The following is a 26,056-nucleotide window of genomic DNA, read 5'->3' as shown; positions in this document are numbered from 1 at the left end:
GGGGGAGGCGGCCGAAACCGCCTCCCCCCGTCCCGTGCCACCCGCCCAACCGCGTTGTGCGCGGTCGGATTCCGCGGACACTTAGGCCGCAACCTATATCATTTTTCCTCATCCTCCCGCCGCTTCGTGACGGGCGATCCTACGCGCTGGGGCAAGGTGGCGCACGTCGCGCGCTTGGATCTCTCCGAGCCGGAGACCAAACGGCTGGCCGCCGAGGCCGAGGCCATCCTTGCCCGCTTCGCCTCGGACCTTGCGGGCCACGGGGACGCCGCGCGCCCGCCGGAGCCGGCCGCCGGCGCGGACCTGCGCGAGGACGTCGTCGTCCCGTCGGGCGCCGCGGACGCCATCCGGCGCAACTTCCCGCGCGAGCGCAACGGGGTGGCGCTTGTCCCTCGCGGGCTCTAGCCGCGCGCTTGGGCAGACCGTGGCCTCGCTTCGCGGCGGCGAGTCGGTCGAGGACCGCGTGGCGCGCCTCGCGGAGGCGGCACGGCGCGATCCGCACAACGTGTACGTGTCGCTCGACGTGGAGGCGGCGATGGCGCGCGCCCGCGCGCTCGACCGCGGCCCGCGCGAGGGGCGGCTGTTCGGGCTTGTCGTGAGCGTGAAGGACAACCTCGCCGTGGCCGGGCAGCGCATGACCTGCGGCTCGCGCGTGCTCGAAACGTACGTCGCGCCCTACACGGCCACGGTGGTGGAGCGCCTGGAGCGCGAGGGCGCGGTCGTGCTCGGGAAGACGAACCTCGACGAGTTCGCCTGCGGCTCGAGCGGCGAGAACTCCGCCTTTGGCCCGACGAGGAACCCGCGCGATTCCTCGCGCGTGCCCGGCGGCAGCTCCAGCGGCGCGGGCGCAAGCGTGGCGGCCGGCCTTGCCGACCTTGCCGTGGGAAGCGACACGGGGGGAAGCGTCCGCTGCCCGGCGGCGTTCTGCGGCGCAAGCGCGCTCAAGCCCTCGTACGGCCTCGTTTCGCGGCACGGCCTGGCCGATTTGGCGATGAGCCTCGAATCGCCCGCCCCGATCGCGGCGTCGTCCGAGGGGCTCTCGCTGTTCCTGGACGTCGCCGCCGGGCCCGATCCGCGCGATCCCGTCACGAGGACGGCAGCTCCGGCGCGCGCCGAGGGCGACGTCGCGCGTCCGCGGTTCGCGCTCGTGCGGGAGATGTTCGTGGGCGTCGATGCGGACGTGGAGCGCCGCGTGCGCGAGGCCGCAAGCCGGCTTGCGCCCGAGGCGGTCGAGGTGTCGATCCCGGCGCTTTCGGAGGCGCTGGGATCCTACTATCTTCTGAACTACGCCGAGTTTGCAAGCGCCATGCAGCGCTACGACGGCTACCGGTACGGCGCGCGCCCGGGGCCCGACCGGGGGCTCGTCGAGACGACCATGGGAAACCGCGCCGTCTTCGGCCCGGAGGTGCGGCGCCGCATCGCCCTTGGGACGTACGTCACGATGAAGGAGCACCGCGACCGGTGGTACGGGCTTGCGCTTGCCGCGCGCGAGCGCGTCCGGCAGGGGTTCGAGCGGGCCTTCCGGGAGGCGGACCTCCTGCTCGCGCCGACGATGCCCTTCGCGGCGTTCCGGTTGGGGGAGCGCGTCGAAGATCCCCTCTCGATGTACGCGGCCGACGTGCTCACGGTGGCCGCCAACCTCGCCGGCATCCCCGCCGCCTCGACGCCCGTTCGAAGCCCGGGGCTGCCCGTGGGCCTGCAGGTCCTTGGACCGCGCGGCGCGGATCGGCGCGTCCTCTCGGCGCTGCGAACGTGGGAGGCGATGGCCTGAGCGTCTTGATCGGCCTCGAGGTGCACGCCTACCTCGCGACGGCCTCGAAGCTCTTCTGCCGCTGCCCGGCCGCGTTCCTCTCGGCCGTGCGGGCCAACGAGAACGTGTGCGAGGTCTGCACGGCGCAGCCCGGCGCAAAGCCCATGGCGCCCAACCAGGCGGCCGTCCGCGCCGCGCTTACGGCCGCGCGCCTGCTGCGATGCGAGGAGGCACCCGCGCTTCGCTTCCTTCGCAAGCACTACTTCTATCCCGATCTTCCGGCGAACTACCAGAGGACCTCGCTTCCGCTGGGCGAGCGTGGCGAGCTTTCGGGCGTGGCCGTGCGCGAGATCCATCTCGAGGAGGACCCGGGCACGTACGAGCTTCGCCGCGGCGAGGTGGACTGGAACCGCAGCGGCGCGCCGCTTGTCGAGATCGTCACGGAGCCCGTGCTCGGCTCGCCCGCCGCCGCCCGCGCGTGGATCGAGGAATTGCGTCTCGTGATGCAGTACGCCGGCCTCCTGGGGGCCGGTGGGCTCAAGGCCGACGCAAACGTGAGCGTCGAGGGCGGCGAGCGCGTCGAGGTGAAGAACGTCAACAGCGCCCACAACGTGCAGCTTGCGCTTGCCCACGAGATCGAGCGCCAGAGCGGGATCCTCGCCTCCGGGGGCCGCATCGATCGCGAGACGCGCCACTTCGACGAGGCGCGCGCCGTCACGGTCTTGCTTCGCGCCAAGGAGACGGCCGAGGACTACCGCTTCGTTCCCGATCCCGACCTTCCGCCCGTCGAACTCGCGCCGCAGTGGCAGGCGCTTCCGGCCCTCGAGCACCCGCACGAAATCCGTGCCCGCTGGACGCGCGACCTTGGCGTGACGGCCGAAGCGGCCAACGTCCTCCTCGCCGAGCGACCCCTCGCGCGGGCGCACGAGGAGCTCGCGCGCGCGGTCGATCCCAAGCTCGCCTTCGACTTCCTCGTCCGCGACGTGAAGGGCGAGCTCAACTACCGCTCGCTCGAATTCGCGGGGTCGCGGCTCACCGTCGAAGGCCTCGCTGCATTGCTGCGCGCGCTGTCGGAGGGATCGCTCACGCGGCAGGCCGCGCGCGAGTCGCTGCGCCGTTGGCTTGACGGCGCCGCGCTCGAGGATGCCCTCGGGGAGCGCTTGGGCGTCGTGGGCACGGACGAGGTCACGCGCGTCGTCGAGGAAGTGCTCGCGACGGAGGCCGACGCCGTGGCCAAGCTCCGGGCCGGAAAGTCCGGCACGCTGAACTTCCTCGTCGGGGAAGCCATGCGTCGTCTTGCCGGACGCGCCAAGCCCGACGCGGTGCGCGCGGAGATCGAGCGCAGGCTTCGCTGAGGCGAGTCGCGTCCGATTCCTTTATCCCTCGCAAGGGGTTCCCGCGGCGATGCGCCTTGTCGTCGCCATGACCGGGGCCTCCGGGCAGATCCTGGGCCAGCGCGTGCTGGAGGAGCTGGCGGCGCGGGGCGATTGCGAGGTGCACCTCGTGGTGACGCGCGGGGCGCAGCTTACGATCGAGCACGAGCTTCCGGCGGAACGACGCGAGCTTCCCGCCGCGCACCGGCATTCCGAGGGAGCGCTCGACGCGCCCATCGCAAGCTCGTCGTTCCTCACGGACGCGATGGTGGTCGTGCCCTGCAGCATGAAGACGCTTGCCGCCATCGCGCACGGGCTCTCCGACAACCTCGTCACGCGTGCGGCCGACATCCACCTTCGCACCAAGCGCCGCCTCGTCATCGTGCCCCGCGAGACGCCGCTTTCGGCCATGGGGATCGAGAACATGCTGCGCGTGGCCCAGGCCGGCGCGATCGTGCTTCCGCCCATGCTCTCCTACTACAACCGGCCGACGACGCTATCCGACGCCACGAACTTCGTGGTGGGCAAGATCCTCGACGCGTTGCAGATCGAGACGAAGGTGTATCGACGATGGGAATGACCGCGACCTGCCGTGCGCACCCGAACATCGCGCTCGTGAAGTACTGGGGCCGGCGCCCCGGCTCCCCGCCCGAGCTCAACCTCCCCGCGACGGGAAGCTTCAGCATGACCATGGGCGGCGTGCACACGACCACGACCGTCTCCGTCGAGCCCACGGGCGCCGACGTCGTGCTCATCGACGGCAAGCCCGCCGAGCGCCGGGCCTACGATCGCGTCGTCGCGCACCTCGACCGCATGCGCGCGTCGGCCAAGAGCCAACCCCACCTGCGCGTCGTCTCCCAGAACAACTTTCCGCAAGGCTCGGGATTGGCAAGCTCGGCTTCGGCCTTCGCCGCGCTCACGGTCGCGGCAAACGAGGTGCTGGGCTTGGGGCTTTCCGGCCGCGAGATGAGCGTCGTGGCGCGCCAGGGCTCCGGGAGCGCCGCGCGCAGCCTCTTTGGCGGCTGGGTGCTCTGGAACGCCGGAAGCGCAAGCGAGGGGTCCTACGCCGACCAGATCGAGCCGCCTTCCCACCTTCCGGTCGTGGATCTTGTGGCCCTCGTGAGCCGCGCGCACAAGAAGGTGGGAAGCGGCGAGGGGCACGGTCTGGCGGATACGAGCCCGCTGCACGCCGCGCGCGTGGCCTCCGTTGCGCCCGTGCTCGACGAGATGCTCGCCGCGCTTGCCCGGAAGGACCTCGCGCGCATGGGAGAGCTTGCCGAGCGGGACGCGCTGGCCATGCACGGCGTCATGATGACAAGCTCGCCAAGCCTCCTCTACTGGGAGCCCGGCACGGTCGAGATCCTGCACGCCGTGCGCGCGTGGCGCGCCGAGGGCCTCCGGTGCTGGTTCACGATCGACGCCGGCCCGAACGTGCACGTCCTTTGCCACGGGGACGACGCCCCGCGCGTGCAGGCGAAGATGCGCGCGCTCGGGTACGAAGGCGACCGTCTGCTCGCCTGCCCACCGGGGCCCGGGCCCACGCTGCTGCGCGAGCACCTCTCCGGGTGATCCCACGCCGCCGCATCGAGCCGTCATCTTCGACATGGACGGCGTGCTGTGCGAATCGAGCCTGCGACACGCGCGAGCGTACGTCGAGGTCCTTGCGCCGCGCGGGCTCCGGTTCCCCGTCGAGGAGATCCTGCTGCGCGAGGGGGGGAAGAGCGCCACCATCATCCGGGCGCTTTCGGAGAAGTACGGCGTTCCCATCCCCCAGGCCGACGTGGCGCCGCTTGCCCAAGCCAAGCAGGAGGCGTTCCGCGCGATGGGCAAGCCGCCGCTCTATCCGGCCGTGCCGCGCATGCTGGAGGCCGTCCGCGAGCGGGGCTACAAGACGGGCATCGCCACGGGGACCACGCGGCGCAACCTCGAATTCATGCTCGGCGACCTCCTGCAGGGGATCGACGCGCCCGTGACGATGGAGGATTGTCCGCAGGAAAAGCCCGATCCGGGACCTTACCTCGAGGCGGCCCGGCGGCTGGGCGTCTTGCCGCGCGCGTGCACGGTCGTCGAGAACGCGCCCAACGGCATCCGCGCGGGCAAGCGCGCGGGGATGCGCGTGATCGCGCTCTCCACCACGCTTCCGGAAGGCCTGCTGGGCGAGGCGGACGTCGTCTGCGCCAGCCACGAGGAAGCCCTTTTCTGGCTCTGAGGATTCGCAAGTCAAACGACAAAGTTCAAGGTCTAGGCCCGGGGTTCCCCGCCCGATGGACAGGGGGTTCAAGGCGGCGGCGTTGACGCTGCCGCTCCTGTGCGCGACCCTGGCGGGATGCGTCTTCAATCCCTTCGAGCCCGAGCCTCGCCCCACCATCACGGCCACGCTGGACGTGGACGCCTACGATTCCGACGGCGACGGCCGCACCGACGGCGTCGTGATCCTGCTGAACTCGGCCGGTCGCGTGGGAGAGCCCGGGCGCACGATTGCGCCCTTCGTGGGCCACGAGGTCGTGCTCACGCGAAACGGCGACGCCAACGTGACGGTGTTCCGCGACCCCGAGCGCCTCGTCCATCCCGGATCTGCAGGCGTGGGCTCGCTCGACATCCAGCAGCCCATCTACATCCTGGGCCTTCCCGGCAACAACCGGATCGTCGTCAACCTCTCCAAGAGCTACACGTACCAGGACCGGCCCTTCGAGGCGTACTTCCAGCGCGCGTTCAACGTGACCGTGGAGCAGTTCCGCGACACGGAGGTGGACGGAACCGTGCTCGTGCAGCCCTACCGCTCGGAGCCGGCCGGGCCGGAGGACGGCTTCCGGATCGAGATCCGCGGATCGTCCAAGGCGCCCTTCCCGCGATCCGAGATCACGGTCCGCATCAACGAGAACGTCCGCCAGGACCTCTACCGCGACGCCGCCCGCACCGAGCTCATCGCCGAGGGCGAGCAAATCTCAAACGGCGATCAGTTCTTCGTGCGCGGCCTCGTCCGCCAGGAGAACCGCATCGACGTCCGCATCCGCGACACGCTCAAGTTCGCCGACCGCGTCGATCTCCAGTAGCTTCCAAAAGCCTTAGGCCGCCCCATCCTGCTGCCCGGGCGTGCCCGCCGTCGCGATCGAAGGCGTACTTCTCGACGTCGAGCCGGCCGCGCCCCGCGGCGTCCACCTCTTCGTCCGAACGGCGGCGGGCGTCTGCGAGCTCTGGGACGAATCGTACCGGCCGAGCTTCCACGCCGTGGGCGAAGCCGACCTGCGGGCGCATCGCCTGGAGCTTGCCGGACTTGCGGTGCGCAACGGCGCGATCGTGGACTGCGAGGTCGTGACGCGGGTGGACGGGCGCCGGCCCCGCGCCGCGCTCCGCCTCTTGGTCGACCCGCCGGCCGCGCTTGCATCCGCAGCGGAGGCCGTGGTCGCGCGAGGGCTCGTCCCGCGGGACGCCGACCTTCCGCTTGCGCAACGGTACGTCCTCGATCGGGAGCTCGTCCCATGGCAGCGCGTGCGCGCGGAGGCGACCGGCGACGGCCGCGTGTCCGCGATTGCCGCGATGACCGGCCTGCCGCCCGCGTGGGCGGCGATGGCACTGGAGGTCGTTCCGCGCGAGGAGACGGCGACGCTCGATCCCTCGAGCGATCCCGTGGGCGCGATCCGCATCGGGCGGGAGGGCGAGGCCGAGCGCGTGCTCGCGGGAGACGACGAGCGGGCGATCCTGCAGTCGTTCGTGGCCCTTGTTCGCGACGTCGACCCGGACGTGCTTGTGACCTACGACGGCGACGCCACCGTGCTGCCGCACGTGCTTGCGCGGTGCGCGGCCGTGGGCGTGCGCCCGCTCCTTGGCGCGCAGGGCCGCGAGGCGATCTGGCGCCCGCCCGGTCGCCCGCGCCTGCCGGGACGGGCCCACGTCGACCTCCTGCGGCTCTCCGAGCGGGACCTGCCCGACGTGAAGCTGCCGACGGTGGAGAACGTCGCGGAAAGCCTCCGGGTCGGCGGGGAAGGCACGCGGCGGCTCCTGGCCATCGCGCGCGCGCTCGTGCCGTCGCAGATCGAGCTTGCGCAGACGCTGCGCCTTCCGCTCGACGAGGTGGCCCGCGCCGGCCGCGGCCGCCAGGTGGACGCCTACCTCGTCGCCGAGTCGCACCGTCGCGGCATCCTTCCGCCGGGCGAGGGGGACGAGCGCGCGCTCGAGGAGTACGAGGGCGGCTTTGTTCTCTCCCCGCCCAAGGGGCTTTTCGAGCGCGTGGTCGCGCTCGACTTCGCCAGCATGTATCCGAACCTCATGGTCCGGTTCAACGTGTCGCCCGAAACGTACCTTCCCACCGAGGAGCGCGCGGACGCGGAGCGCGTCCACGTCGCGCCGGAGGTGGGCCACCGGTTCCTTCGCGAGCCGCAGGGCTTCGTGCCGCGGGTCTTGGAGGAGCTCCTTGCCGCCCGTCGCGAGCTCCGCGGGCGCTTGGCGGCCGCACCCTCCGACGTCGGGGCCTGGCGTGCGCTTGACGCCCGGCAGAAGGCCGTGAAGGTCCTCACGAACGCCGTCTACGGGTACACGGGCTGGGGAGGCGCGCGCTGGTACCGGCGCGAGTGCGCGCAGGCCACGGCCGCCTGGGGACGCCATTTCATCAAGGAGGCGATCGCGCTTGCGCAAGAGCACGGGCTTTTGGTGCTGTACGGCGACACGGATTCGCTCTTCTTGCAGGACGACCCCGGCGTGGACGCGTTCGTGGACGCTGCCAACGCTCGCCTTCCTGTGCAGCTTGAGGTGCAGGATCGCTTCGAGAGCCTCCTCTTCACGGGCGCCAAGAAACGGTACGCCGGCCAAACGCGCGAGGGGGAGCTCGTGGTGCGCGGCTTCGAGGTGCGGCGCGGGGATTGGTGCTCCTACGCTCGCCGGGCGCAGGCGGAGGTGCTCGAAGCGCTCCTTTCCCGTCGGGACGCGGAGGCCGGGCTTGCGGCCGCCCGCGCGGCGATCGCGCGCCTGCGCGAGGGACGGGTTCCCCTGTCGGACCTTGTGATCCACAAGTCGCTCACGCAACGTCCGGGCGGATACAAGGCGAAGCCAGCGCACGCGGCGGCGCTCGAGCGCGCGCAGCGCGAGCGGCCGGGGCTTCGGGCGCCCGTCGGGACGAAGATCGGTTTCGTCGTCGTCGAGGGACAAGGTTCGTTGGCTTCGCGCGCGCGCCTCGCGCGTTTCCTTGCGGCCGACGAGCGCGCCGACCTTCGCTGGTATGAGGAAAAGCAGGTCGTGCCGGCGGTCGTGCGCGTTTTGGAGCCCTTTGGAAAGGGTCCGGACGACGTCCGGGTTGGCGGCCGGCAGCAGACGCTTGCCGACTGGTTTTGACCCCGGATCGGACGGCGTCCGGAGCCATCCGCTCCACAGGCCGGGGATGCGCCAGAATCTTTATGGCCGGCAAGGCGGAGACAAAGGGCATCATGTCGCCGCTTGACGTGCTTTCGTTCCATCAGCAGGCCGGCTACGAATTGTGGCTTCGCCTGCTTGCCGTCGAAGCGCGCCTGCTCGAGATCCGCCGGATGCTCGTGCGCGGCTCCGAGCCCGCGACGGTGCCATGGTCGGGCATTCCCGCGTTGCCGGCGCAGCCTCCCGGCGACGACGGCGACGAGTGGCTCAAGGCGTACCACTGAAGGACAGGGACAAAAAACGTTGGGGACCGGACCAACGTCCGGTCCCCGAAGTGGGCGGCGCTACCGACTCTCGCGAGCGTCTTGGCCCGGGCTCTTCTTGGGCACCGCGATCGTCAGGAGACCGTCGGCCACGTTTGTCGTCTTGGCCTTCGAGACCTCCGCGTCGTAGCCAAGCGCCACGAGACGCTGGAACGTCACCGCGCCGGTGCGCGTGCCGCGCTCGGTGCCAAGCAACGTTCCGGTCCGCTTCTCGTCGCGCGAGGGCACCTTCACGAGGAGGGTCCCCGGCGCCGGCCCCGGCGCAAGCTCGACGCGATCCTTGGTCGCTCCGGGGACCTCGAGGACGACCCGGTAGTCCGGGCCTTCGTCGACGATCTCCGCCGGCGGCGTCCGGACTCCTTCAGAGGAGGCGAAAGGAGCCCGTCCCCGGGACGGTGAGTCCCGGGGTCCACGGGGAGGCGCCGCTTACGCCCGGAAAGGGGCTTGCGGCCCCAAAGGGGCTCAAGGCCGAGAGGCGGCTGGCCTCCAGAAGGAGCTCGCGGGGATCGCGCGCGAAGGAGTTCGCCCACGGCGTCGAGGCGATCGAGCCGAGGTACGGGTTCGCGACAAAGGGGCTCGCCGAGGCGAACGGGCTCAGGCCCGAGAGGGGCGAGAAGGCCGACATGGGCGAGCCAAGCGTCCCGGGCGCGAACACGCCGGGCGCCCCGAAGGGCGTGGCGATCCGGGCGGCCAGCATGCGGCTCTGGATCTCCGACGCCGCGATGTGGGGCGCGAGGTGGGGGAACGCCTGGGCGATGCCGATCTTGAGCGCCTGCAGGCGGGTGTCCACGTCGTTCACGATCTGGACGGTGTCCTCGATGAGACGGTTGACGTTCGCGTCCGAGCCATAGCCGTAGCTGGGTGCCACATAGTTCTGCAACATTCGAATCACTCCCGATAACCACACCGTCCGAAGACTGGAATGTCCCCGGAAGGAGCAAGCCCACAATGCGCTTGGGGTTGAAAAGTGTTGGGCGGCAAGACGCGAATGCGTCGACGGCGCGAGGAACCGCCATCAACGTTTGCGTCGCGCGCGCGCACGGGCACGCCGCGTGTCGCAACAAAGCAAAAGATATTTCGGCGAACGACGGCATCGGCGAAACGGGGATAGGGATGCTCGCACGGGACGGCTTGTTGCGGGAGATCTACGAGTTGGAAGTCCGACTGCACGCCTTGCGGACGATCCTGTCGCGCTTGGGTGAGGCCGCCGCCCCGCCTGCGCCTCCGTCCGAGGTGGCCCCGCGCCACCCCGACGCCGAATGGCTTCGGGCCTACGCGTGACCGAGTCCTTCCAACGACGTGCCACACACCTTTATCCCCCGTCGGCCGGATGGTCGACGGAACGCCGAATGAACCGTACGCTCGTCGTTTTGACGATCGCGGCGTTGCTGATCCCCGCGGGTGGGACGGCCGGCCCCGCGGAATCCCCCGAGCCTGCGGCTCCCTGGTGGGCCACCACGCTTCTCGACCGCGACCGCGACGGTCTCGACGACGCCTTGTCGCACGCCGTCGGTCTCGTGCGCGTCCTCGTCCACTACCGCCACGCGCCGGGCGCCGACGATGTCGCCGCCCTCGCGCGGGAGGGCGCCGTCGTCCATTCCGTCTTCCGTTCGGTTCCCACCGTCTGGGCGACGCTCCCCGCGACCGCCCTTGCGGCCGTCTCGGGCCTGCCGGGCGTCGTTCTGGTCGAGCAGGACGCCCCGGTCCGTCCGACGCTCGACGAAACCCGGCCCTCCGTCCGCGCCGACGCCGCCGTGCGCGTGCACGGCATCATCGGGCGCGGCGTCGCCATCGCCGTCTTCGACGCGGGCTTTGAAGAGACGCACCGCGACTTCGCCGGGCGCGTGCTCGCATCGTTCGACGCCACGCTGCCGCAGGAGGTGGGCGGCGTTCTCGGATCGGGCGTGCCCGTCGTGCCGGAGTCCACCCGCGGCCACGGCACGCACGTGGCCGGCGTGGCCGCCGGCTCGGGCGCGGCAAGCGCCGGTCGGTACGCGGGCGTCGCGCCCGGCGCGGGGCTTGTCAACATCAAGGTGTTCGACGGCAACGACGAGGGATCCGTCGGCAACGTCCTGCGCGGCCTCGACTGGGTCGAGGCGCGAAAATCCGAGCTTGGCGTCCGCATCTTGCTGATGAGCCTGGGCGGCCGCGCCACGGACGGAACGGACGCGCTCTCCCGCGCGATCGACGCCGCGGCCGACCGTGGCCTCCTCACGGTCGCCTCGGCCGGAAACGGCGGCCCGGACGCGCACACCGTCGGCGTCCCCGGCGTGGCGCGGCGCGCGCTCACGGTCGGCGCCGTGCACAAGTCGCTTGCCATCGCCGACTTCTCGGCCCGAGGCCCGACCGTCGACGGCCGGGCCAAGCCCGACCTCGTGGCGCCGGGCGTGGACGTCACGGCGCCGTTGCCGTCGGCCGCAGCCGGCGGGGGCTCCTACGGGGCGCTTTCGGGGACGAGCATGAGCGCGCCCCACGTGGCCGGGGCGGCGGCGCTTCTGTTCGAGGCGCAGCCCGCGCTCTCGCCCTCGGCCGTGAAATGGATCCTCCTTGCATCGTCCCGCAATCTCGGTCCCGCGCACGACGCCTGGCATCCGGCGTACGGGTGGGGCTTCCTCGACGTGCTGACGGCCGTGTCCGCGGCCAAGAACGCCTCGGTCCTTGCCAAGCCGCCGCACGCCGGAAAGGCGCGGGCCGTTCCCGTCGACGACGGCGGCGAGCTCCTCGCGAGGTTTGGCTTCGAGACGGGGCCTTCGATGCGAAGCACGGCAGCCGAGCCGGCGCCGGCTGCGGCGATGGTCTTTGCCGCGGCGGCCGCGGTCGCGCTTTTCCGGCGCAGGCGCTAGCGTTCCTACAAGAAAGCTTTTGAACCCCCTCGCCTGACTCGGCCGAGGGTTTGCTTGAGGAAAGCCGCCGCCTGCGTTCTCGTCGCCCTCGCCCTGCTCCTCTCCGGGTGCGCGGCCCCGCCGCCGGAGGAGGCGCCCGAGGAGACGCTGGAACCCGCCGTCGAGGGGCCGGAGCCCGAGGAACCCGTGTCCGCGGACCCGCCTGCTCCCCCGGTCGCGCCGCCCCCGCCGCCGCGCGAGCCCGTCGTCGTCGTCGCGCACGTGGACACGGGCATCAACCCCTACCACGCCGCCTTCCGCGACGATTCGCCCCGGGCGCGGGAGCACCCGTGCACGTACATCGACGGTTACCCGTGCGACGTTCCCGCGCTGAACCTCACGCTGAACGCGAGTTCGTACGACGAGGCCCTCGCCTCCGACCGCGCCGTCTGGGAGAGCGTGCAGCCGCGCCAGCTCCACTGGATCCCCGGCACGAAGATCGTGGGCGCCATGCGGTGGTCCCCCGGCGGGACGAACTGCCCCGCCGTCGCTCCGATCCCTCCGGCAAGCATCCTCTCGCAAACGTGCGAGGATCTGCCCATCCTGGACGACCACGGCCACGGCACGATGACGGCCAGCCGCTCCGCCGCGGCGCTCCACTCGCTTGCCCCCGAGGCCCGCTTCGTCTCCATCGAGGGGCTTTCCGGGGCCGCAGTGCGCTGGATCGCCGACCAAGGCTGGATCGACGTGCAGACGAACTCGTGGGGATCGCTCCTGCCCCACCCGGTTCCCGACGCGCTTGGAGCCGGCATCGCCTCCGCGTTCGAATATGCGGCAAGCCGGATGGTCACGCTTGCGGCAAGCGGCAACGGGCTCGCGTTCTTCAACGGCTTTGCGACCTGGCCGACCTACCTTGCGGCGACGATGCCTCCCGGCGTCGTCATCGTGGGCGCGCACGACAACGGACGCGCGACCCTCTGGCACGGCCAGCCCGCGCACGTCGTTGCGGACGCCTACGCGGGCTGGACGGCGCTTTCGCGAAGCCTCGACGAGTACGCGTCCCACCCGATCTCCTGCTGCACGAGCGCCGCCTCGCCCTACGCGGCCGGAGGCGCCGCCGCCATCGTGCTCGAGGCGCGCCGCATCCTCGGCGACACGGGCGCGGGCGTCCGCGAAGGCGTCGTCGCCGCCGGACCTGCCGGACGCGTTCCCGACGGGCCGCTTGCCGACGGCGTCTTCACGCTCGACGAGTTCCGGCAGGTGTACTTCCGCACGGCACAATCGCGCCCCACCGCCACGGAAGACGACGGTCTTGCCCACTGGCTCTCCGAGCCGCGCGCGCCCGACCACACCGAGTACGGGCCGGGCGCCAACCCCTTCTGCCAAGGCTGCTGGACGACGCCCATCCCGTACGATTCCGTGCCCGCGAACGTCCCGCTCGTGCTCCTCCTGGGCTACGGCGGCATCAACGTGCACAGCCTCGCGACCGCGCGCGAGGTCCTCCACGGACGCGCGCCGCTGCCCGAGCGGTCCATGGAGGACGGGTTCTTCGCGCTCGATTCCACCCTTCGGGGGATCCTGCACGGCGGATGAAACCTTCGGGCACCTCGCGTCAAGCGCCGTGACCCCCGCCGCTCCTTCCCCGCTTGGAGGTGGGAACGCACTCGAATCGTCCCTCCGCGAGCCCGTGGCGCGCCATTTCCGCGCCATGGGCTACGCGGTCCTGCACGAGGTGCCGGTGAACGGCCGCTACGCCGACCTCTTGGCCGGCCGCGACGAGCAGCTCGTCGCCGTCGAGCTCAAGCTTGCCGACTGGAAGGAGGCGCTTGCGCAAGCCATGCACTACCAGCTCGCGGCGCAGCGAAGCTACGTCGCGCTCCCGCTCGCCAAGACGCATGCGCCGCTTCGCGCGCGCTCGCGGTTCGAGCGCCAAGGCGTGGGCGTCCTGGGCGTGGCGCCGGCCGGCGACGTGCGCCTGCTGCTCGACGCGCGCGAGAACGAGCGGCGGCTGCCGTTCCTCACGCACGGCGTCCTCGACGGCTGGTTCCGCGGGCGGCCGCTGCCGCGGCCCGGGCTTTCGAAGTAACATTCTTATCACAAAACTGGTTTCCGCGCCATATTGGCGCGCGATAGTGATGACTGGATGGTTTCGATTGTTCCCCATGTAGTTGTCGGAATCGTCGTCGTTTTGGCCATTATAGTCTCACACGGTATCCTATTTGGCCAGACAATACCGGGCCATGGCCTCAGTATGCGGCACGGTGATCGTCAGCTTGGCATTATGGACGATGGCGACGAAACTCGATTGGTTCCTGTGGATCGCCGTGAAGACGTGACGACATTTGTGGTAGGTCGATCACGTTCGCATGAAGTGGCGGGCGATTTTGGAGATGTTATCGTCTTCAAGCCCGACGGTCAAGACGTACCGTCTCTTGACCGTGTCCGAATGTATCATGATCCAGACGAGAGAGTTGGAGAAACTGAGCCGCGCAATTCGCTTGTGGCACATCGGGCAATGGTGTGGGTAGATTACAATCCTCAAACGGAAACGTTTGACGTTCCCGAACTAGGGCTATCCGACGTCGTTGTCATTCCATTCACCGGAGTTGGTTCCTACAATTTGACCTCTGGGGGTTATCAACGCGGTACGTCTCTGGTATTCCTTGTCGATATGGATGAGAGTGGTGCCATTCTCTATCCTGTAGGCAAGCACAGTGGCTTCCTGACGAAAGGGGATGGGAACGATTATTTCGATCAAGCGCTGGATGCTTCTTCGTTCACGCCAGTCATCTCAGAGATCGTGAAAGTCGAATGGATCGTAGGGAAGGTTGAATCCGTTGCGGACCGCGAAACAGTGCAACAGTTTTATCTCGCGGGGATCGGAATTTTCGCGGCAACTCAAATTGGGTCTGTTCTTACATTACGGTTGAAGGAGCGCCGGGCGCATTCGCGCCAATTGGAGCGCTTTCTAAGACGCTGAGATGTACGCTGGCCCCGCTCGCGGAAGACTCGAATCGCAGCACTTCCAAGCGTGTATACAAGGGTATACATTTGTATACACGCCTAGATCGCCACCCCCACGACACTTCCGATCCCGTACGTGACAAGCGCGGCGGCCGCGCCAAGGAGCGTCATCTCGAAGGCGCTGCGCGGGACCGAGATGCCGCTTACGACGGCGCGCGCTACGCCGGCCGTGGCAAGGCCTCCGATCGAAAGGACGGCGGCCACGGCAAGCCCCGCGACGGCCGCCTGGGGCGCGACGACGAGGAAGGGCGCCACGGCAAGCGCGGCGCCGGCGACGAAGGCCGCCATGACAAAGAGCATCGACCGGATGGGGCTGCGCTGGATCTCTTCCCCCATGCCGAACTCCTCGCGCATCATCGCTTCGAGGAACCGCTCCTTGTCGACCGTGAGCGTCTCCACGACGCGGTCCAGGAGGTCGCCTTCGAAGCCGCGCCCGGCCATGTACTCGCGGAGCTCGCGCGCCTCGATCTCGGGGTACTGCTCGATGTGGCGTCGTTCGCGCGCGCGCTCGGCCTCGTAGTACTCGGCCTGGGCCTTCGTGCTGATGTACTCGCCGATGCCCATCGAGAGCGCGCCGGCGGTGAGCGCGGCCAGGCCCGCGACGGCGATCTGGTCGGCAAGGAAAAGTCCGGATCCCACGAGGCCGGCCACGACGGCAAAGACGGATACGACGCCGTCGTTGAAGCCGAGCACGAGATCGCGGATGTAGTTGCGGAAGAGGGAATGCTCCTCGTGCTCGGCGGGCGCGCCGCGGGGCACGGGCGGAATCCCGTGCTCGCGCTTCATGCGCTCGGCCGTCTCGCGCTGGGCTCGCGTGGGCGGATCGGGGGCGGCCACGAGCCCGCAACGGCGGAAGGGCGCTTCAAGGCTGCCGTGGGCCGTTGGGGTACCGTTCGGGCGCAAGGAACGAAAGCGCGGGCGTCCGGACGTACCACGTGGCCTCGTCCTTGGCGCGGTCGCGGTTCTCCGCGTAGGCGACGTGGAGGGTTCCGTCGGGGCCAAGGTCGGCCTGCAGGAAGTCGAGAAGCGCGCGGTTCATGGGACCGTAGTGCACCGGCAGCGGGTCGGCCAAGGCGATCTGGAAGGCGGGTACGCCATCGGCGCCGTTCACGGTGGCGGCGGCGAACACGTGCCAGGCGGCGTCGGCGGAGACGGAGTTGGGCCCTCGCGCGTCGTCGAGCGTGCCGTACCAGGCCATGGCAAGCGTTCCGTCGCGGCCTGCGGCGGGCCAGGGGAGATGGTGCGTCCCCGTGGGGGGGCTCACGCGGTAGGGCCCGTGCCATGCGCCGTCGGGGTCGCGGCGCGCGGCGTACACGTGGTAGGGCTCCGCGTCCGTCGAGGAGCTCGACTGCCGCCAGTCGTAGACGACCCACACGCGCCCGGCTTCGTCGACGACGGGCGTGCCGCTGATGCCTTGGTGGACGTCGCCGAAGCGGTGGCCCGAGTTCGAGGGTTTGGGGATGGGCTCGCCAAGTCCCCAGGTCCGGCCGCCGTCGGCGCTTTCGTACAGCCGCATGCCGGCCTGCACCCAGAGGTGGTCGCGCTCGGGCCCCTGCCCGATCATGCCAAGCGGCGCGGGGAAGGAGTAGCGGTGCTCCCAGGTGCGTCCGCCGTCGGTGCTGTCGTAGAAGTACGTTTGTGTGCCGCCGTTGTAGAGGAAGAAGACGCGGTTCTCCTCGGCCGCGCGGATCCACGGCCGGTCGACGACGGGCATGCCGGGCAGGGCAACGGTCCAGCGGTGGTTGCCGTCCTTGTCCCACGATGCGACGTACGCCGTCGCAAGGGAGATGTCGAAGAGGTAGACGTTGCCGGCGTCGTCGATCGCGAAGTCGCCTTCGATGCCAAACGATTCCCGCAGGACGTCGCCCCGCAGCGGCGCGAAGGTCTTTCCGCCGTCGCGCGAGACCCAGACGGGCGGCGACTGGGCGATGCAGCAGGTTCCCGACGCGTAGATGGCGCCGTCGGCGGCGATCTCGACGACGGGCTCGGAGGCGCCGCAGTTGTAGGCGGCGCAGGTCATGGGCTGGTGCGCAAGGAACGCCTTCCCCAAGAGAACCGGCGCATGGAAGGAGAGGCCGGCGACTTCGGCGCCAAGGGATCCGGGCGGGCGGGGGGCGAGCTTCGCCACGGCGGGAAGGTCGGCCGCTTCGGATCGCCACGTTTCGTGCCCGGCCGCCGACACGGCGATCCATCGGGCAAGGGGAGGAAGCGTCGCGTGGTGCAGGACGCCGTCCGCGTCGGCCGACAGGATGGCAAGGAGCGCGTCCGACGCGCCGAAGGCCGCCACCGCCGCAAAGGCGAGGGGCTCATCGAACGCGTCGACGATCCGGGTCGTTCCCGAGGGGTCGATCGTGCGCGAGATCTGGACCGGCTCGTTTGGGGCAAGGCACCCGGCGAAGACGACGGAAACGACCGCGGCCACGGCCAAGGCGGCGGAGGATGGCCGCATGGGACGCGGCACCCGATCCAAAAGCATGAGCTTTATGGAGTTCACGTATGCGCCGCGCGCCCAGGAGCTCCAAAATCGAAACTTTCGGCGCTCGTTTCATAAGCCTTTTAGAACCGGCCGGCGCTCGACGCTTGCCTTTTCGGGCAGCTCTGGGTAGGGATGGAGGAAACGACCAACGGCAGCCAGCGCGTCCCAGGCGCAAACGGCGGGGACCGCGTCACGCCCGAGTTTCTCGGCCGCATCGTGGGCGACAGCGTCCTCTCGCTGCGTTTCCGCGCCCGCTACGGCGTCGACCTGTACGTCGGCGACATCCTTGTGGCCGAGGACGAGGAGAGCGGCCACCAATATCTTCTTCGCGTGCTCGACGTCCGGTTCGGATGCGAGGCCACGGCCGAGGACTGGATGGAGCGCACGGCCGGCACGATGCTGCGCCTCGAGACGGGCGACGGCCCCGCGCCGCTTGGCGACCGCGAGTGGCGCCTCTACAAGACGGGCGTGTGCGCCATCCTCGGCTACCTTCGCGACGGCACGTTCCTCAAGGCGAAGACGATTCCCGGCCACTTCGCGCGCGTGCGCCGTGCCGACGCGCGGGACTACGACTTCCTGCGCGAGTACGCAGGCGACCTCGAGGTGGGCTTCCTCCGAAGCGGCGAGGACGTCGTGCCCATTCCGGTGGGCATCGACGGCCAGAAGTCGTTCCCCTACCACGTGGGCGTCTTTGCGACGACGGGCATGGGCAAGAGCAACCTCATGAAGGTCCTGGCCGCAAGCGCGCTTGCCCGCGGACGCTACGGTCTCCTCATCCTCGATCCGCACGGCGAGTACTATGACGGCGCAAGCCCGCGGCGCAAGGGCCTCGTCCACCACCCGATGGCCAAGCGCAACCTCGTCGTCTACTCGCATCGCCCGCTCGCGGGCCCGCACCATTTCATTCGTCTGGCGGCGCAGGAGATCGACGCGCCCGACGTCATGAACATCTACGAGTTCTCGGGCCCGCAGCGGGAGCTCCTCTCCGCGGCGCGCCACCGCTACGGCAGGGACTGGCTCCTTGCGATCCGCGACAAGAGCGCGGAGGAGATGCGCGCCGACTTCGGCGGCCAGTTCCACGAGGGGACGGTGCAGGTCATCAAGCGCCGCATCGAGCGCATCTTCCGCAACCAGCTCGTGCACGGCGACGGCACGGTGACGGTGACGGGCGCCATCGTCGAGCAGCTGCGGGACGGCAAGACCGTCCTCGTGGACACGGGCGGCCTGTTCGAGACCGAGGAGCTGCTCGTCGCCACCGTGCTCGCGCGCGCCGTCTTCGAGCGCAACAAGGACGCCTTCGGAACGCCCGAGTTCGAGTCCTTCGCGCCCGTCCTCGTGACGCTCGAGGAGGCGCAGCGCGTGCTCGGAAAGGGGGCGACGGCCAGCGCCAACGTCTTCGCGCAGATCGCGCGCGAAGGCCGCAAGTTCAAGACGGGCCTGTGCGCCATCACCCAGCAGCCCAAGCTTCTGGACACCGAGGTCGCCTCGCAGTTCAATACGCTCTTCATCCTCGGCCTTGCCGACGCGCGCGACCGCGAGATCCTGCGCGAGTCGGCCAAGCAAGACGTCTCGAGGCTCGAGAACGAGATCCAGACGCTCATGCCCGGCGAGGCGCTCGTGACGAGCCCCTACGCGCCCTTTGCCGTTCCCCTCACGGTCCACCTGTACGAGGAACACCTCGCGCGCGCGGCGCGCCTTGCGCCCGCGCCCGTTCCGGCGGCCGCGCCGGCGGGGAAGGACTTCTATTGACGATCCGGAGGATGGGGATGCCACGCAACGGGACGCACGCGGGACGGAACGGCGCGACGACGGAACGGGGGGGTCTGGCGTGAGGCTGCTTCACGTCTCGGACACCCACCTCGGCTACGCGGCGTACGGCCGCGTCAACGAGCGAGGGCTCAACCAGCGCGAGGAGGATGTCTTTCGCGCCTTTGCGCGCGTGGTCGACGCGGCGCTCGAGCTTTCGCCCGACGTGGTCTTGCACTCGGGCGACCTGTTCGACTCGGTGCGCCCCACCAACCGCGCGGTCACCTTCGCCGTGGAGCAGATCCTGCGGCTCTCGCAGAAAGGGATCCCGTTTGTCGTCATCTCGGGCAACCACGAGACGCCGAAGCTCCGGGAGACGGGCTCGGTGTTCCGATTCCTCGAGTTCTTCCCGAACGTGCACCCCGTCTACAAGGGCGCCTACGAGCGCTTGGACGTGGGCGACCTTGCGATCCACTGCGTGCCGCATTGCGCCAACCAGGACGAGCTTCTCGCGGAGCTTTCCTTCGCCAAGCCCGACGGGCGGCGCACGAACGTGCTCGCCGCGCACGCGGGCGTCCTTGGCGTGGAAGCCTTCAAGATGGGCGAGTTCAACGAGCAGATCCTTCCCGCAAGCGCCCTCTCGCCCGCCTTCGACTACGTCGCCCTCGGGCACTACCACGGAAACGCGCAGGTCGCCGACAACGCCTGGTACGCGGGTTCGACCGAGCGCACGAGCTTTGCCGAGGCGGGCCAGGAGAAGGGCTACAACCTCGTCGACTTCGAATCCGAGACGGTCGCGTTCCACAAGATCCCCGCTCGCCCCATGGTCGATCTTGCGCCGATCGACTGCGCGGGCCTGGGCGACGCGGAGGTCCAGTCGCGCATCGTGGAGGCGGTCGAGGGCTGCGACCCGGCGGGCAAGATCGTCCGACTCCGCGTCCGCAACCTGCCCTCGCACGTGCACGCGGCGCTCGACTTCGCGCGCATCCGCCGCGCGGCGGCCTCCGCGCTCCACTTCCAGGCGCACTACGAGAGGACCCACGAGGCCGCCGGCGGCGATCCGCAAGCGGCTCCGATCGGTCCGCTTGCCGAGGAGTTCGACCGCTTCGTCGCCGCGGTCCCCCTCGCGGGCCTGGAGCGCGAGCGCATCCTCGCGCGCGCGAAGGCCGCGCTTGCGGGGGTGAGCCCGTGAGGCTCGTCGCGCTGCGCCTCGAGAACTTCCGCCGCTTCAAGGACGCCCACATCGAGTTCCCCGACGGTCTCGTCGGCCTCGTGGGTCCCAACGGGGCGGGCAAGTCCTCGATCCTCGAGGCCGTGGGCTGGGCGCTCTTTGGCAACGGCGCCAGCCGCACGACGAAGGACCTCCTTCCCCGGCGGGGCAGCGAGGGCGAGCCGTGCCGCGTCACGCTCACCTTCGAGCTCTCCGGCCAGGAGTACGTGGTCGTCCGCGAGCTTCAGGGCAAGTCGCTTTCGCCCTCGGCCTCCGTGACGGTCGCCGGAAGCCTCGTCGTGAGCCCGGGCGCCAACAGCGCCCAGGAGGCGACCGATCATCTCGCGCGCGTGCTGCACATGGACGAGGAGGCCTTCTTCACCTCGCTCGTCGCGCGGCAGAAGGATCTCGCCGCGCTCACGGACCTCACGCCCGGCCGGCGCAAGGAGGTCGTCATGCGGATGCTCGGCGTGGACGCCATCGACGATGCGATCCGGATCGTGCGCGACCGCAAGCGCGAGGAGCGCGCTCGCCTGGACGCCCTCTCGGCCGGCGCGCGCGACGTCGCCGCGCTGCGGCTCTCGCTCGCGCAAGCCCGCTCGGACGAGGAGGCCGTAAGCTCGGACGCGCGGGCGCTGGAGCAAGAGGTCTCCGCAATCGCCGCCTCCCTGCAGGAGGCGAAGGCCCGGCGCGACGACCTCGGCCGCCGGCGGGAGGAGTTCGAGCTCCACAGCTCGCGTCTCGAGCGGCGGCGCGAGCGCGTCGCGCTCATGGACAAGGAGCTCGAAAAACGCCACCACGAGCTGTCCGAGCTCGGCAGCGCCGAGGAGCGCCTCCGGGAGCTTTCCACGAGCGAGGAGGAGTACCACCGGACGCGCAAGGACGTCGAGGCGCTCGAGCGCGTGCGCGACCGCCACCGCGACGCGAACCTGCGCCGGCGCGAGGTCGAGCACCTGGCCGCCGAGGCCCAGCGCCTGCGGGCCACCGCCGACGAGAAGCGGCAGACGCTGGCCCGGCGCGCGCACGTGCGCGAGGAGATGGCGCACCTGTCGGGGCGGCGGGTCGAGCTTCTCTCCCGCGTGCGCGAGATGACGCGCGACCTGCACGGCGCAGGCATCGAGGTCGAGCAGGGCAACGCTCGCCTCACCGACGTGCAGGCGCGGCGCGAGCACCTGGCCTCCTTCGGGCCCGAGTCGCCCTGCCCCACCTGCGAGCGCGAGCTTGGCGACTGCCAGCCGGCGCTTCTGGCCAAGTACGACGCCGAGGTTCTCGACCTCGAGGACCGCATCGCGCGCGCCTGGGAGCGGAAGCGCACGGGCGAGCGGCAGCTTGCCGAAGTCGAAGCGGAGCTTCGCCAGATCGACGGGCGACTGGGAGAGCTTGCGGCCGAGGTCGAGGCCCTGGGCCGGCTGGAGACCGAGGTCGAGCACTACCTCAAGCGGCAGGACGAGGTGCAGGAGCGCATCGGCCACTACGAGAAGGCCATCGCCGAGGCCACGCGCGACCCCTTCGACGAGTCCACCTTCACTCGAATGAAGGGCTCGCTCGTCCAGCTCGAAGCGCTTCACGAGACGGCCATCCGCCTGCGCGGCGAGATGGCGCGGCGGGCGCAGCTCTCCGAGGAGATCTCGCTCCTCTCGGGCGACCTCGACATCATCCGCGAGGACCTGCGCCTGATGGAGGAGCGGCTGGAGGGCCTCCATTACGACCGGGGCGCCTACGAATCCGCCGTCCAGGCGTGCGAGCGCGCGCAGGACGAGCTCCACGCGAAGACGCTCCTCCTCGAGCGCCGGCACGGCGAGGTGACGCGCTTGGGGGCCGACCGGGCGCGCCTTGAACAGGAGGTCGACGAGCAGACGCAGCTGACCGCGCGCATCGAGGCCGCGCGCACGGAGCTGCTCCATCTCGAGCGCCTCGCGGGCGACCGCGACGCCGGCCTACTCCCGGACTTCAAGGACCACGTTGTCGGCCGCATCCGCCCGGCGCTTGCGCACAACGCGAGCGAGATCTTCCGGCTCCTCACCGAGGGGCGGTACGCCGGGCTCGAGGTGACCGAGGACTACGACCTGCGGGTCGTGGAGGATGGCGTCGCGTACGATCTCGCGCGCGCAAGCGGCGGCGAGGCCGACCTCGCCAACCTCGCGCTTCGCGTCGCCATCGGCGAGGTGGTGGCCGAGCGCTCCGGCGCGCCCATGCAGTTCCTCGCCCTCGACGAGGTCTTCGGCTCGCAGGACGAGGTGCGCAAGCAATCCGTCCTGCGGACGTTGCATGGCCTCTCGGGCCGCTTCCGTCAGATCCTGGTCGTGACCCACGTGGACGAGGTGAAGGAGAACGTCGACCACGCCGTCGCCGTCGTCCCGCGGCCCGAGGGCTGGAGCGAGATCGCGGCGCCCTGATCCAATCTCGGTTCACCGCTCTTGGGGCAGGCCGACCTCGGCCAGGAGCACGTTCACGAGCCGGCTGCCGTCGCCGGCTGCACGAAGGTCGGGAAACGGCGTGAACGACCGCGTGCCGGCCGTGGCCACCTGGATGTAGTCTCCGAGGAAGTTGATGCGCCGCGGTTGCCCCGTGAGAGGATCCGTGTCCTGGTCCGCCAAAGGATCGCTCGCCTCGTCGCTGGCCGGGGCTTGCCCGAAGGTCGCCCCGCCGTCCGTCGAGATGCCCGCGTACGCGCGGTACTTCGTGTTGGCGGGGTCGTCGCGGCGGTCGAGCCACACGACGTGGACCCGTCCGGCGGAATCGACGGCCACGTTGGGCATCCATTGGTCCGTGCGCGTGTCGTCGTCGTTCACGCGGGAGGGCTCGCTCCACGTGGCGCCTCCGTCGCGGCTCACGGTGATCTTCACGTCCGCGTGCTCCTCGGCCGGGTTCCAGTCGTTGTAGACGACGTACAGCGAGCCGGCGAAGGGTCCGTCGGTCGTGTCGATCGCCAAGCCCGGCAGCGTGGAGGTCCGGAAGAACGCGTTGGGAAGCGGGGAAGGCATGGGGTGGTAGGGGCCAAAGCGCGAGGGCTTCGTGAACGTCTCGCCCCGATCGGTGCTCACGACAAACGCGAGGCTTCCCGGCTGCTTCTCGACGTCGGGGCGCTCGTCGGGGTCGTCCGCGTTCCAGACGATGTACAAGGTGCCCTTCGCGTCGGTCGCCGGGACGGCGCCCTGGTTGCTTTTGCCCTCCGAGATCTCCTTGGGCTCGCTCCAGGTCCTGCCGCCGTCGCCGCTTCGCGAGAAGTAGATCACGCCCTTGGAGAGCGGGTCCGGCGCAAGGCCCGGGGCCATCACGGTCGTCGGGAGGAACGAGTAGATCGTCCAGACGACGTACAGGTTGTTCGAGACCGGGTCGTAGTGGAGCCAGTTCTTGTCGTTGAAGACGACGGTCGAGACGCCGGCGCTCACGATCGAAAGCTCGCTCCAGGTCTTGCCCTTGTCCGTGCTCTTCAGGACGAAGATCTGCACGTTGTACGGATCGGGGCACGGGACCGGCGCAAGCGCGCACGGGTGCACGCCCGCGACGGGCACGCGCGGGATGCGATGGAACGCGATGCCGGAGTAGTAGACGTCGCCGTTGGCGTCGAAGGCGAGCACCGCGTCGCCGCAGAAGTCGAAGCCCCAGAGGCCCGCGCCCGGGCGCGTGTCGCCGGGGTAGCCCGGGAGAAGATCGGCCTGCCAGGTGCGGCCGCCGTCCGCGGACGTGTATACGCCGCACCACGAGCCGCCCAGCGGCTGCGAGTAGTCGTTGGCGCCGGCGACCATGTTCGACGGATTCGTGGGGTCGATGGCGATGGAGGGCTCGTTCGTGTTGGCCCTGCCGCCCGAGACGAGCGGGTTGCAGGCGACCTCGCACCGCAGCGCGGGCAGCGCAAGCGGCGGCAGGAGGCTTGCGGGATCGACCCCGTCGTCGGCGGGCGCAAGGCACCCGGCCAACGGGACGGCGGCCAGCATGCCTAGCACGATCCACGACCAAGCCTTCGTCACGACCAAGCCTCCGGCCCCCCGTAGGCGGCAGCCCTTGTAAGCCTTTTTGTCGTCCCGTGCGCCGCGCGTCGCCGTTTCCTGCGCATATGCGCAGGAAGAAGCGCCGTCGCGCGGCCCCTACGTCTGCGGCGCTCGTGGAATCCCTCGCTGCGCTCGGATTCCCCCGCGCCTCGACGCAGGTGCGGCCTACGTCTGCGGCGCCACGACCTTCTCCGCGAAGATCGTGGTGCCCATGACGCGCGTGATCTTGACCTTGCAGCGCTCGCCGCGCGCGGCGCCCTTGATGAACAGGATGTAGTTGCCCATGTGCGCGACGCCGTCGCCCTGCTTGCCCTGGCCCGTCACGTCCACCTCGACCTCCTCGCCTTCCTTGGGGCCGGCCGGACGTACCGCGGCGGCGGACTTCGGTCGCGCCTTGATCGGCCGGTGGCCGCCGCAGGCTTCGCAGCGGAGGATCATGATGCGGTGATCCTTCTCGAAGTGGGTGTCGGGCGCGCCGCATTCGTCGCAGATGACGTACGTCGTGATGTAGCTCTGGATGGCGTCCTTCACCTGCTTGGTCGGCACGAGGCCTTGGAGCGTGAGGCGGCCGTTCTCGTACGACCCCGCGCGGCCAAGCTCGCCCAGGATCGTCTTCACCATGTGGTCGGGCTCGCGGCGGATGGCCGAGAGGATGCGGTCGAGGTTGCGCACCTGCGTGGTGCGTCCCTCCTGCGCGACGTCGGCCTCGGGAACCTGGAAGCGGCTCTTCTCGGCCACGAGGCTCGAGGGAAGCTTCGCCCGGGCCTTCGACAGCAGCGCGCGGTAGGGATCCTCGGCGGGCATGGACGCTTTGCAACCGAGCCCCTACGGATGTACCTTTCGGGCGCGCGTCCCGCAAGGCTCAAGCCGGCGGAGGGCCGATCGTTTCGCATGGTCCGCCTTCCGGCGACGCGGCGCGCGCGCAAGGAGGAGATCGAGCAGCAGGCGCGCATCCGCGCGAGCGAGCCCAAGGCGGCGTACTTCGCCAAGCGGCGCAAGGATTGGGATCGAGAGACGCGCTAGCTCCCGTCGGGACGCCGCGCGCCGTCCGGCCGCCGTTCCGGCTCTCCCGCCGGCTCCCCCGATTCGGCGGGAGGCGACGGCGCCGCGGGCGCGACCGTTTCAAACGGCAGCGCCGCCGGGCGCTCGAGCTCTTGGAGGAGCTCGCGAATCTCGCGCTCCTCGCGGCGACGCCGTCGGATCAAGAGTCCGACGGCCAAGGCCACGAGGGCCAGGACCGCAAGGACGGCCTCCGGAAGGCCGGGCAGGATGCGGGAGGTCCCCTGGTCCACGGAGACGACGCTTCGGTGCGCGCTCACGAGGCCGACGGATCGCGGAGCGTCGTCCGGGCGAACGGCGTTGTCCTTGAGGATCGCCTGGATCCGCGCGACCTTCTGGGTGTGGTCGCCCGTGGCGGCCTTCTGCCGAAGCGCCGGGTTGGCCTCCATCATGAGCGCGACGATGCCCGTGACGACCGGCGCGGCCATGCTGGTCCCCGCCATGCCGACGTACCCGTCCTGCGCGAAGTCGAACGTGTCGAGGCCGCGCGGGTAGGCGCTCACGATGACGCCGGGCGCCAGAAGGTCGAGGTCTGCGCCGTGGTTGCTGAAGTCCGTTCGGACGTTGTCCTTGTCGGCCGCCGCCACGGTGATGACCTCCGGAATGTCGCCGGGCTCCGAGACGCGCGGCTGGCCGTCGTTGCCGCTGGAAACCACGATGACGACGCCCTTTCGGATGGCGTCCAGGATCGCCGCGCGCGTCTCGCTGCCGACGCGAACGGCCGGGAGGGAGCCCGCGGGGCCTTACTTGGGCTCTTCGATCCCGATGGAGAGGTTGATCACGTCGGCGCCGTCGGAGAGGTCGCCGTCGCCGTTTGGATCCACGGCCCAGCGGATGGCGTTGGCCACGACGGGGTCGTCCCCCTCGCCCTTGTGGTTCATCGCCTTGGCGACCACGAGCTTGGCCTCGGGCGCGATGCCGCGCGCGCCCGTGAGCCA

24 protein-coding genes and 1 pseudogene are annotated in these 26,056 nt (G+C 70.2%); 18 read left to right on the top strand and 7 right to left on the bottom strand.

Going from position 1 to position 26,056, the window contains the following annotated elements; all coding sequences use genetic code 11:
- The first annotated feature begins 126 nt into the window (after positions 1–126).
- The 9 genes from VM681_10700 (at position 127) to VM681_10660 (ending at position 8,750) form a co-directional block, all read left to right on the top strand.
- Complete coding sequence (locus VM681_10700) at positions 127–405, top strand: hypothetical protein (protein HVL88453.1); 279 nt, start codon at positions 127–129, stop codon at positions 403–405.
- A 19-nt stretch (positions 406–424) separates the two neighbouring features.
- Positions 425–1,771, top strand: a complete 1,347-nt coding sequence (locus VM681_10695) for an amidase family protein (protein HVL88452.1) — start codon at positions 425–427, stop codon at positions 1,769–1,771.
- Positions 1,772–1,776: 5 nt separating this feature from the next.
- Positions 1,777–3,105 (top strand): Asp-tRNA(Asn)/Glu-tRNA(Gln) amidotransferase subunit GatB, encoded by a 1,329-nt coding sequence (gene gatB, locus VM681_10690; GenBank protein ID HVL88451.1) that lies wholly within the window; start codon positions 1,777–1,779, stop codon positions 3,103–3,105.
- A 49-nt stretch (positions 3,106–3,154) separates the two neighbouring features.
- Complete coding sequence (locus VM681_10685) at positions 3,155–3,703, top strand: UbiX family flavin prenyltransferase (protein ID HVL88450.1); 549 nt, start codon at positions 3,155–3,157, stop codon at positions 3,701–3,703.
- Positions 3,694–4,692, top strand: a complete 999-nt coding sequence (gene mvaD / locus VM681_10680; GenBank protein HVL88449.1) for a diphosphomevalonate decarboxylase — start codon at positions 3,694–3,696, stop codon at positions 4,690–4,692. Before VM681_10685 ends, mvaD begins: the two co-directional genes overlap by 10 nt.
- 25 nt (positions 4,693–4,717) lie before the next feature.
- On the top strand, positions 4,718–5,332 hold the full coding sequence (locus VM681_10675) for an HAD family phosphatase (protein ID HVL88448.1): 615 nt from the start codon (positions 4,718–4,720) through the stop codon (positions 5,330–5,332).
- Between the two features lie 55 nt (positions 5,333–5,387).
- Positions 5,388–6,176 carry a hypothetical protein gene (locus VM681_10670; GenBank protein HVL88447.1) on the top strand — a complete coding sequence of 263 codons (789 nt, stop codon included), beginning with the start codon at positions 5,388–5,390 and terminating at the stop codon, positions 6,174–6,176.
- Between the two features lie 40 nt (positions 6,177–6,216).
- Complete coding sequence (locus tag VM681_10665) at positions 6,217–8,448, top strand: DNA-directed DNA polymerase (GenBank protein ID HVL88446.1); 2,232 nt, start codon at positions 6,217–6,219, stop codon at positions 8,446–8,448.
- Between the two features lie 92 nt (positions 8,449–8,540).
- Entirely contained in the window at positions 8,541–8,750 is a 210-nt protein-coding gene (locus VM681_10660) for a hypothetical protein (protein ID HVL88445.1), read from the top strand.
- Between the two features lie 60 nt (positions 8,751–8,810).
- Here VM681_10660 and VM681_10655 read toward each other — a convergent pair whose 3' ends face one another.
- Positions 8,811–9,125, bottom strand: coding sequence for an Hsp20 family protein (locus VM681_10655; protein ID HVL88444.1), 315 nt, complete (start codon positions 9,123–9,125; stop codon positions 8,811–8,813).
- Between the two features lie 25 nt (positions 9,126–9,150).
- Entirely contained in the window at positions 9,151–9,672 is a 522-nt protein-coding gene (locus VM681_10650) for a hypothetical protein (protein ID HVL88443.1), read from the bottom strand.
- A 251-nt stretch (positions 9,673–9,923) separates the two neighbouring features.
- Here VM681_10650 and VM681_10645 point away from each other — a divergent pair, with 251 nt between their 5' ends.
- The 5 genes from VM681_10645 to VM681_10625 all read left to right on the top strand — a co-directional run bounded on the left by VM681_10645 (position 9,924) and on the right by VM681_10625 (position 14,591).
- On the top strand, positions 9,924–10,070 hold the full coding sequence (locus tag VM681_10645; protein ID HVL88442.1) for a hypothetical protein: 147 nt from the start codon (positions 9,924–9,926) through the stop codon (positions 10,068–10,070).
- A 68-nt stretch (positions 10,071–10,138) separates the two neighbouring features.
- On the top strand, positions 10,139–11,632 hold the full coding sequence (locus VM681_10640; protein ID HVL88441.1) for a S8 family serine peptidase: 1,494 nt from the start codon (positions 10,139–10,141) through the stop codon (positions 11,630–11,632).
- Between the two features lie 54 nt (positions 11,633–11,686).
- The gene (locus VM681_10635) at positions 11,687–13,204 is read left to right on the top strand and encodes a S8/S53 family peptidase (protein ID HVL88440.1); all 1,518 of its coding nucleotides are present in this window, start codon (positions 11,687–11,689) and stop codon (positions 13,202–13,204) included.
- 28 nt (positions 13,205–13,232) lie between these two features.
- Positions 13,233–13,697, top strand: coding sequence for a hypothetical protein (locus VM681_10630; GenBank protein HVL88439.1), 465 nt, complete (start codon positions 13,233–13,235; stop codon positions 13,695–13,697).
- 33 nt (positions 13,698–13,730) lie between these two features.
- Complete coding sequence (locus VM681_10625; protein ID HVL88438.1) at positions 13,731–14,591, top strand: hypothetical protein; 861 nt, start codon at positions 13,731–13,733, stop codon at positions 14,589–14,591.
- 83 nt (positions 14,592–14,674) lie between these two features.
- On the opposite strand, the gene VM681_10620 is transcribed toward VM681_10625, so the two are convergent.
- Entirely contained in the window at positions 14,675–15,472 is a 798-nt protein-coding gene (locus VM681_10620; protein HVL88437.1) for a VIT1/CCC1 transporter family protein, read from the bottom strand.
- A gap of 25 nt (positions 15,473–15,497) precedes the next feature.
- Entirely contained in the window at positions 15,498–17,084 is a 1,587-nt protein-coding gene (locus VM681_10615) for a hypothetical protein (protein ID HVL88436.1), read from the bottom strand.
- A gap of 159 nt (positions 17,085–17,243) precedes the next feature.
- Here VM681_10615 and VM681_10610 point away from each other — a divergent pair, with 159 nt between their 5' ends.
- The 3 genes from VM681_10610 to VM681_10600 all read left to right on the top strand — a co-directional run bounded on the left by VM681_10610 (position 17,244) and on the right by VM681_10600 (position 22,463).
- The gene (locus VM681_10610) at positions 17,244–18,860 is read left to right on the top strand and encodes an ATP-binding protein (protein ID HVL88435.1); all 1,617 of its coding nucleotides are present in this window, start codon (positions 17,244–17,246) and stop codon (positions 18,858–18,860) included.
- A 79-nt stretch (positions 18,861–18,939) separates the two neighbouring features.
- Positions 18,940–20,049 (top strand): exonuclease SbcCD subunit D, encoded by a 1,110-nt coding sequence (locus VM681_10605; GenBank protein HVL88434.1) that lies wholly within the window; start codon positions 18,940–18,942, stop codon positions 20,047–20,049.
- Positions 20,046–22,463 carry an SMC family ATPase gene (locus tag VM681_10600; protein ID HVL88433.1) on the top strand — a complete coding sequence of 806 codons (2,418 nt, stop codon included), beginning with the start codon at positions 20,046–20,048 and terminating at the stop codon, positions 22,461–22,463. The genes VM681_10605 and VM681_10600 overlap by 4 nt, the downstream gene beginning before the upstream one ends.
- Positions 22,464–22,475: 12 nt before the next feature.
- Here VM681_10600 and VM681_10595 read toward each other — a convergent pair whose 3' ends face one another.
- Complete coding sequence (locus tag VM681_10595) at positions 22,476–24,038, bottom strand: sialidase family protein (GenBank protein HVL88432.1); 1,563 nt, start codon at positions 24,036–24,038, stop codon at positions 22,476–22,478.
- Positions 24,039–24,224: 186 nt separating this feature from the next.
- The gene (locus VM681_10590; protein ID HVL88431.1) at positions 24,225–24,863 is read right to left on the bottom strand and encodes a translation initiation factor IF-2 subunit beta; all 639 of its coding nucleotides are present in this window, start codon (positions 24,861–24,863) and stop codon (positions 24,225–24,227) included.
- An 87-nt stretch (positions 24,864–24,950) separates the two neighbouring features.
- On the opposite strand from VM681_10590, the gene VM681_10585 reads away from it, so the two are divergent.
- Complete coding sequence (locus VM681_10585; GenBank protein HVL88430.1) at positions 24,951–25,082, top strand: hypothetical protein; 132 nt, start codon at positions 24,951–24,953, stop codon at positions 25,080–25,082.
- Here the strand turns inward: VM681_10585 and VM681_10580 are convergent.
- Positions 25,079–26,035 (bottom strand): annotated as a pseudogene (locus VM681_10580) (S8 family serine peptidase). The gene VM681_10585 and the pseudogene VM681_10580 sit on opposite strands and share 4 nt — an antisense overlap.
- Between the last annotated feature and the right edge of the window lie 21 nt (positions 26,036–26,056).

This window comes from Candidatus Thermoplasmatota archaeon, from assembly GCA_035541015.1.
Taxonomy (GTDB): Archaea; Thermoplasmatota; SW-10-69-26; order JACQPN01; family JAIVGT01; genus DATLFM01.
Note: the sequence above shows the minus strand (reverse complement) of the source record. Positions and strands in the feature narration are given on the sequence as shown.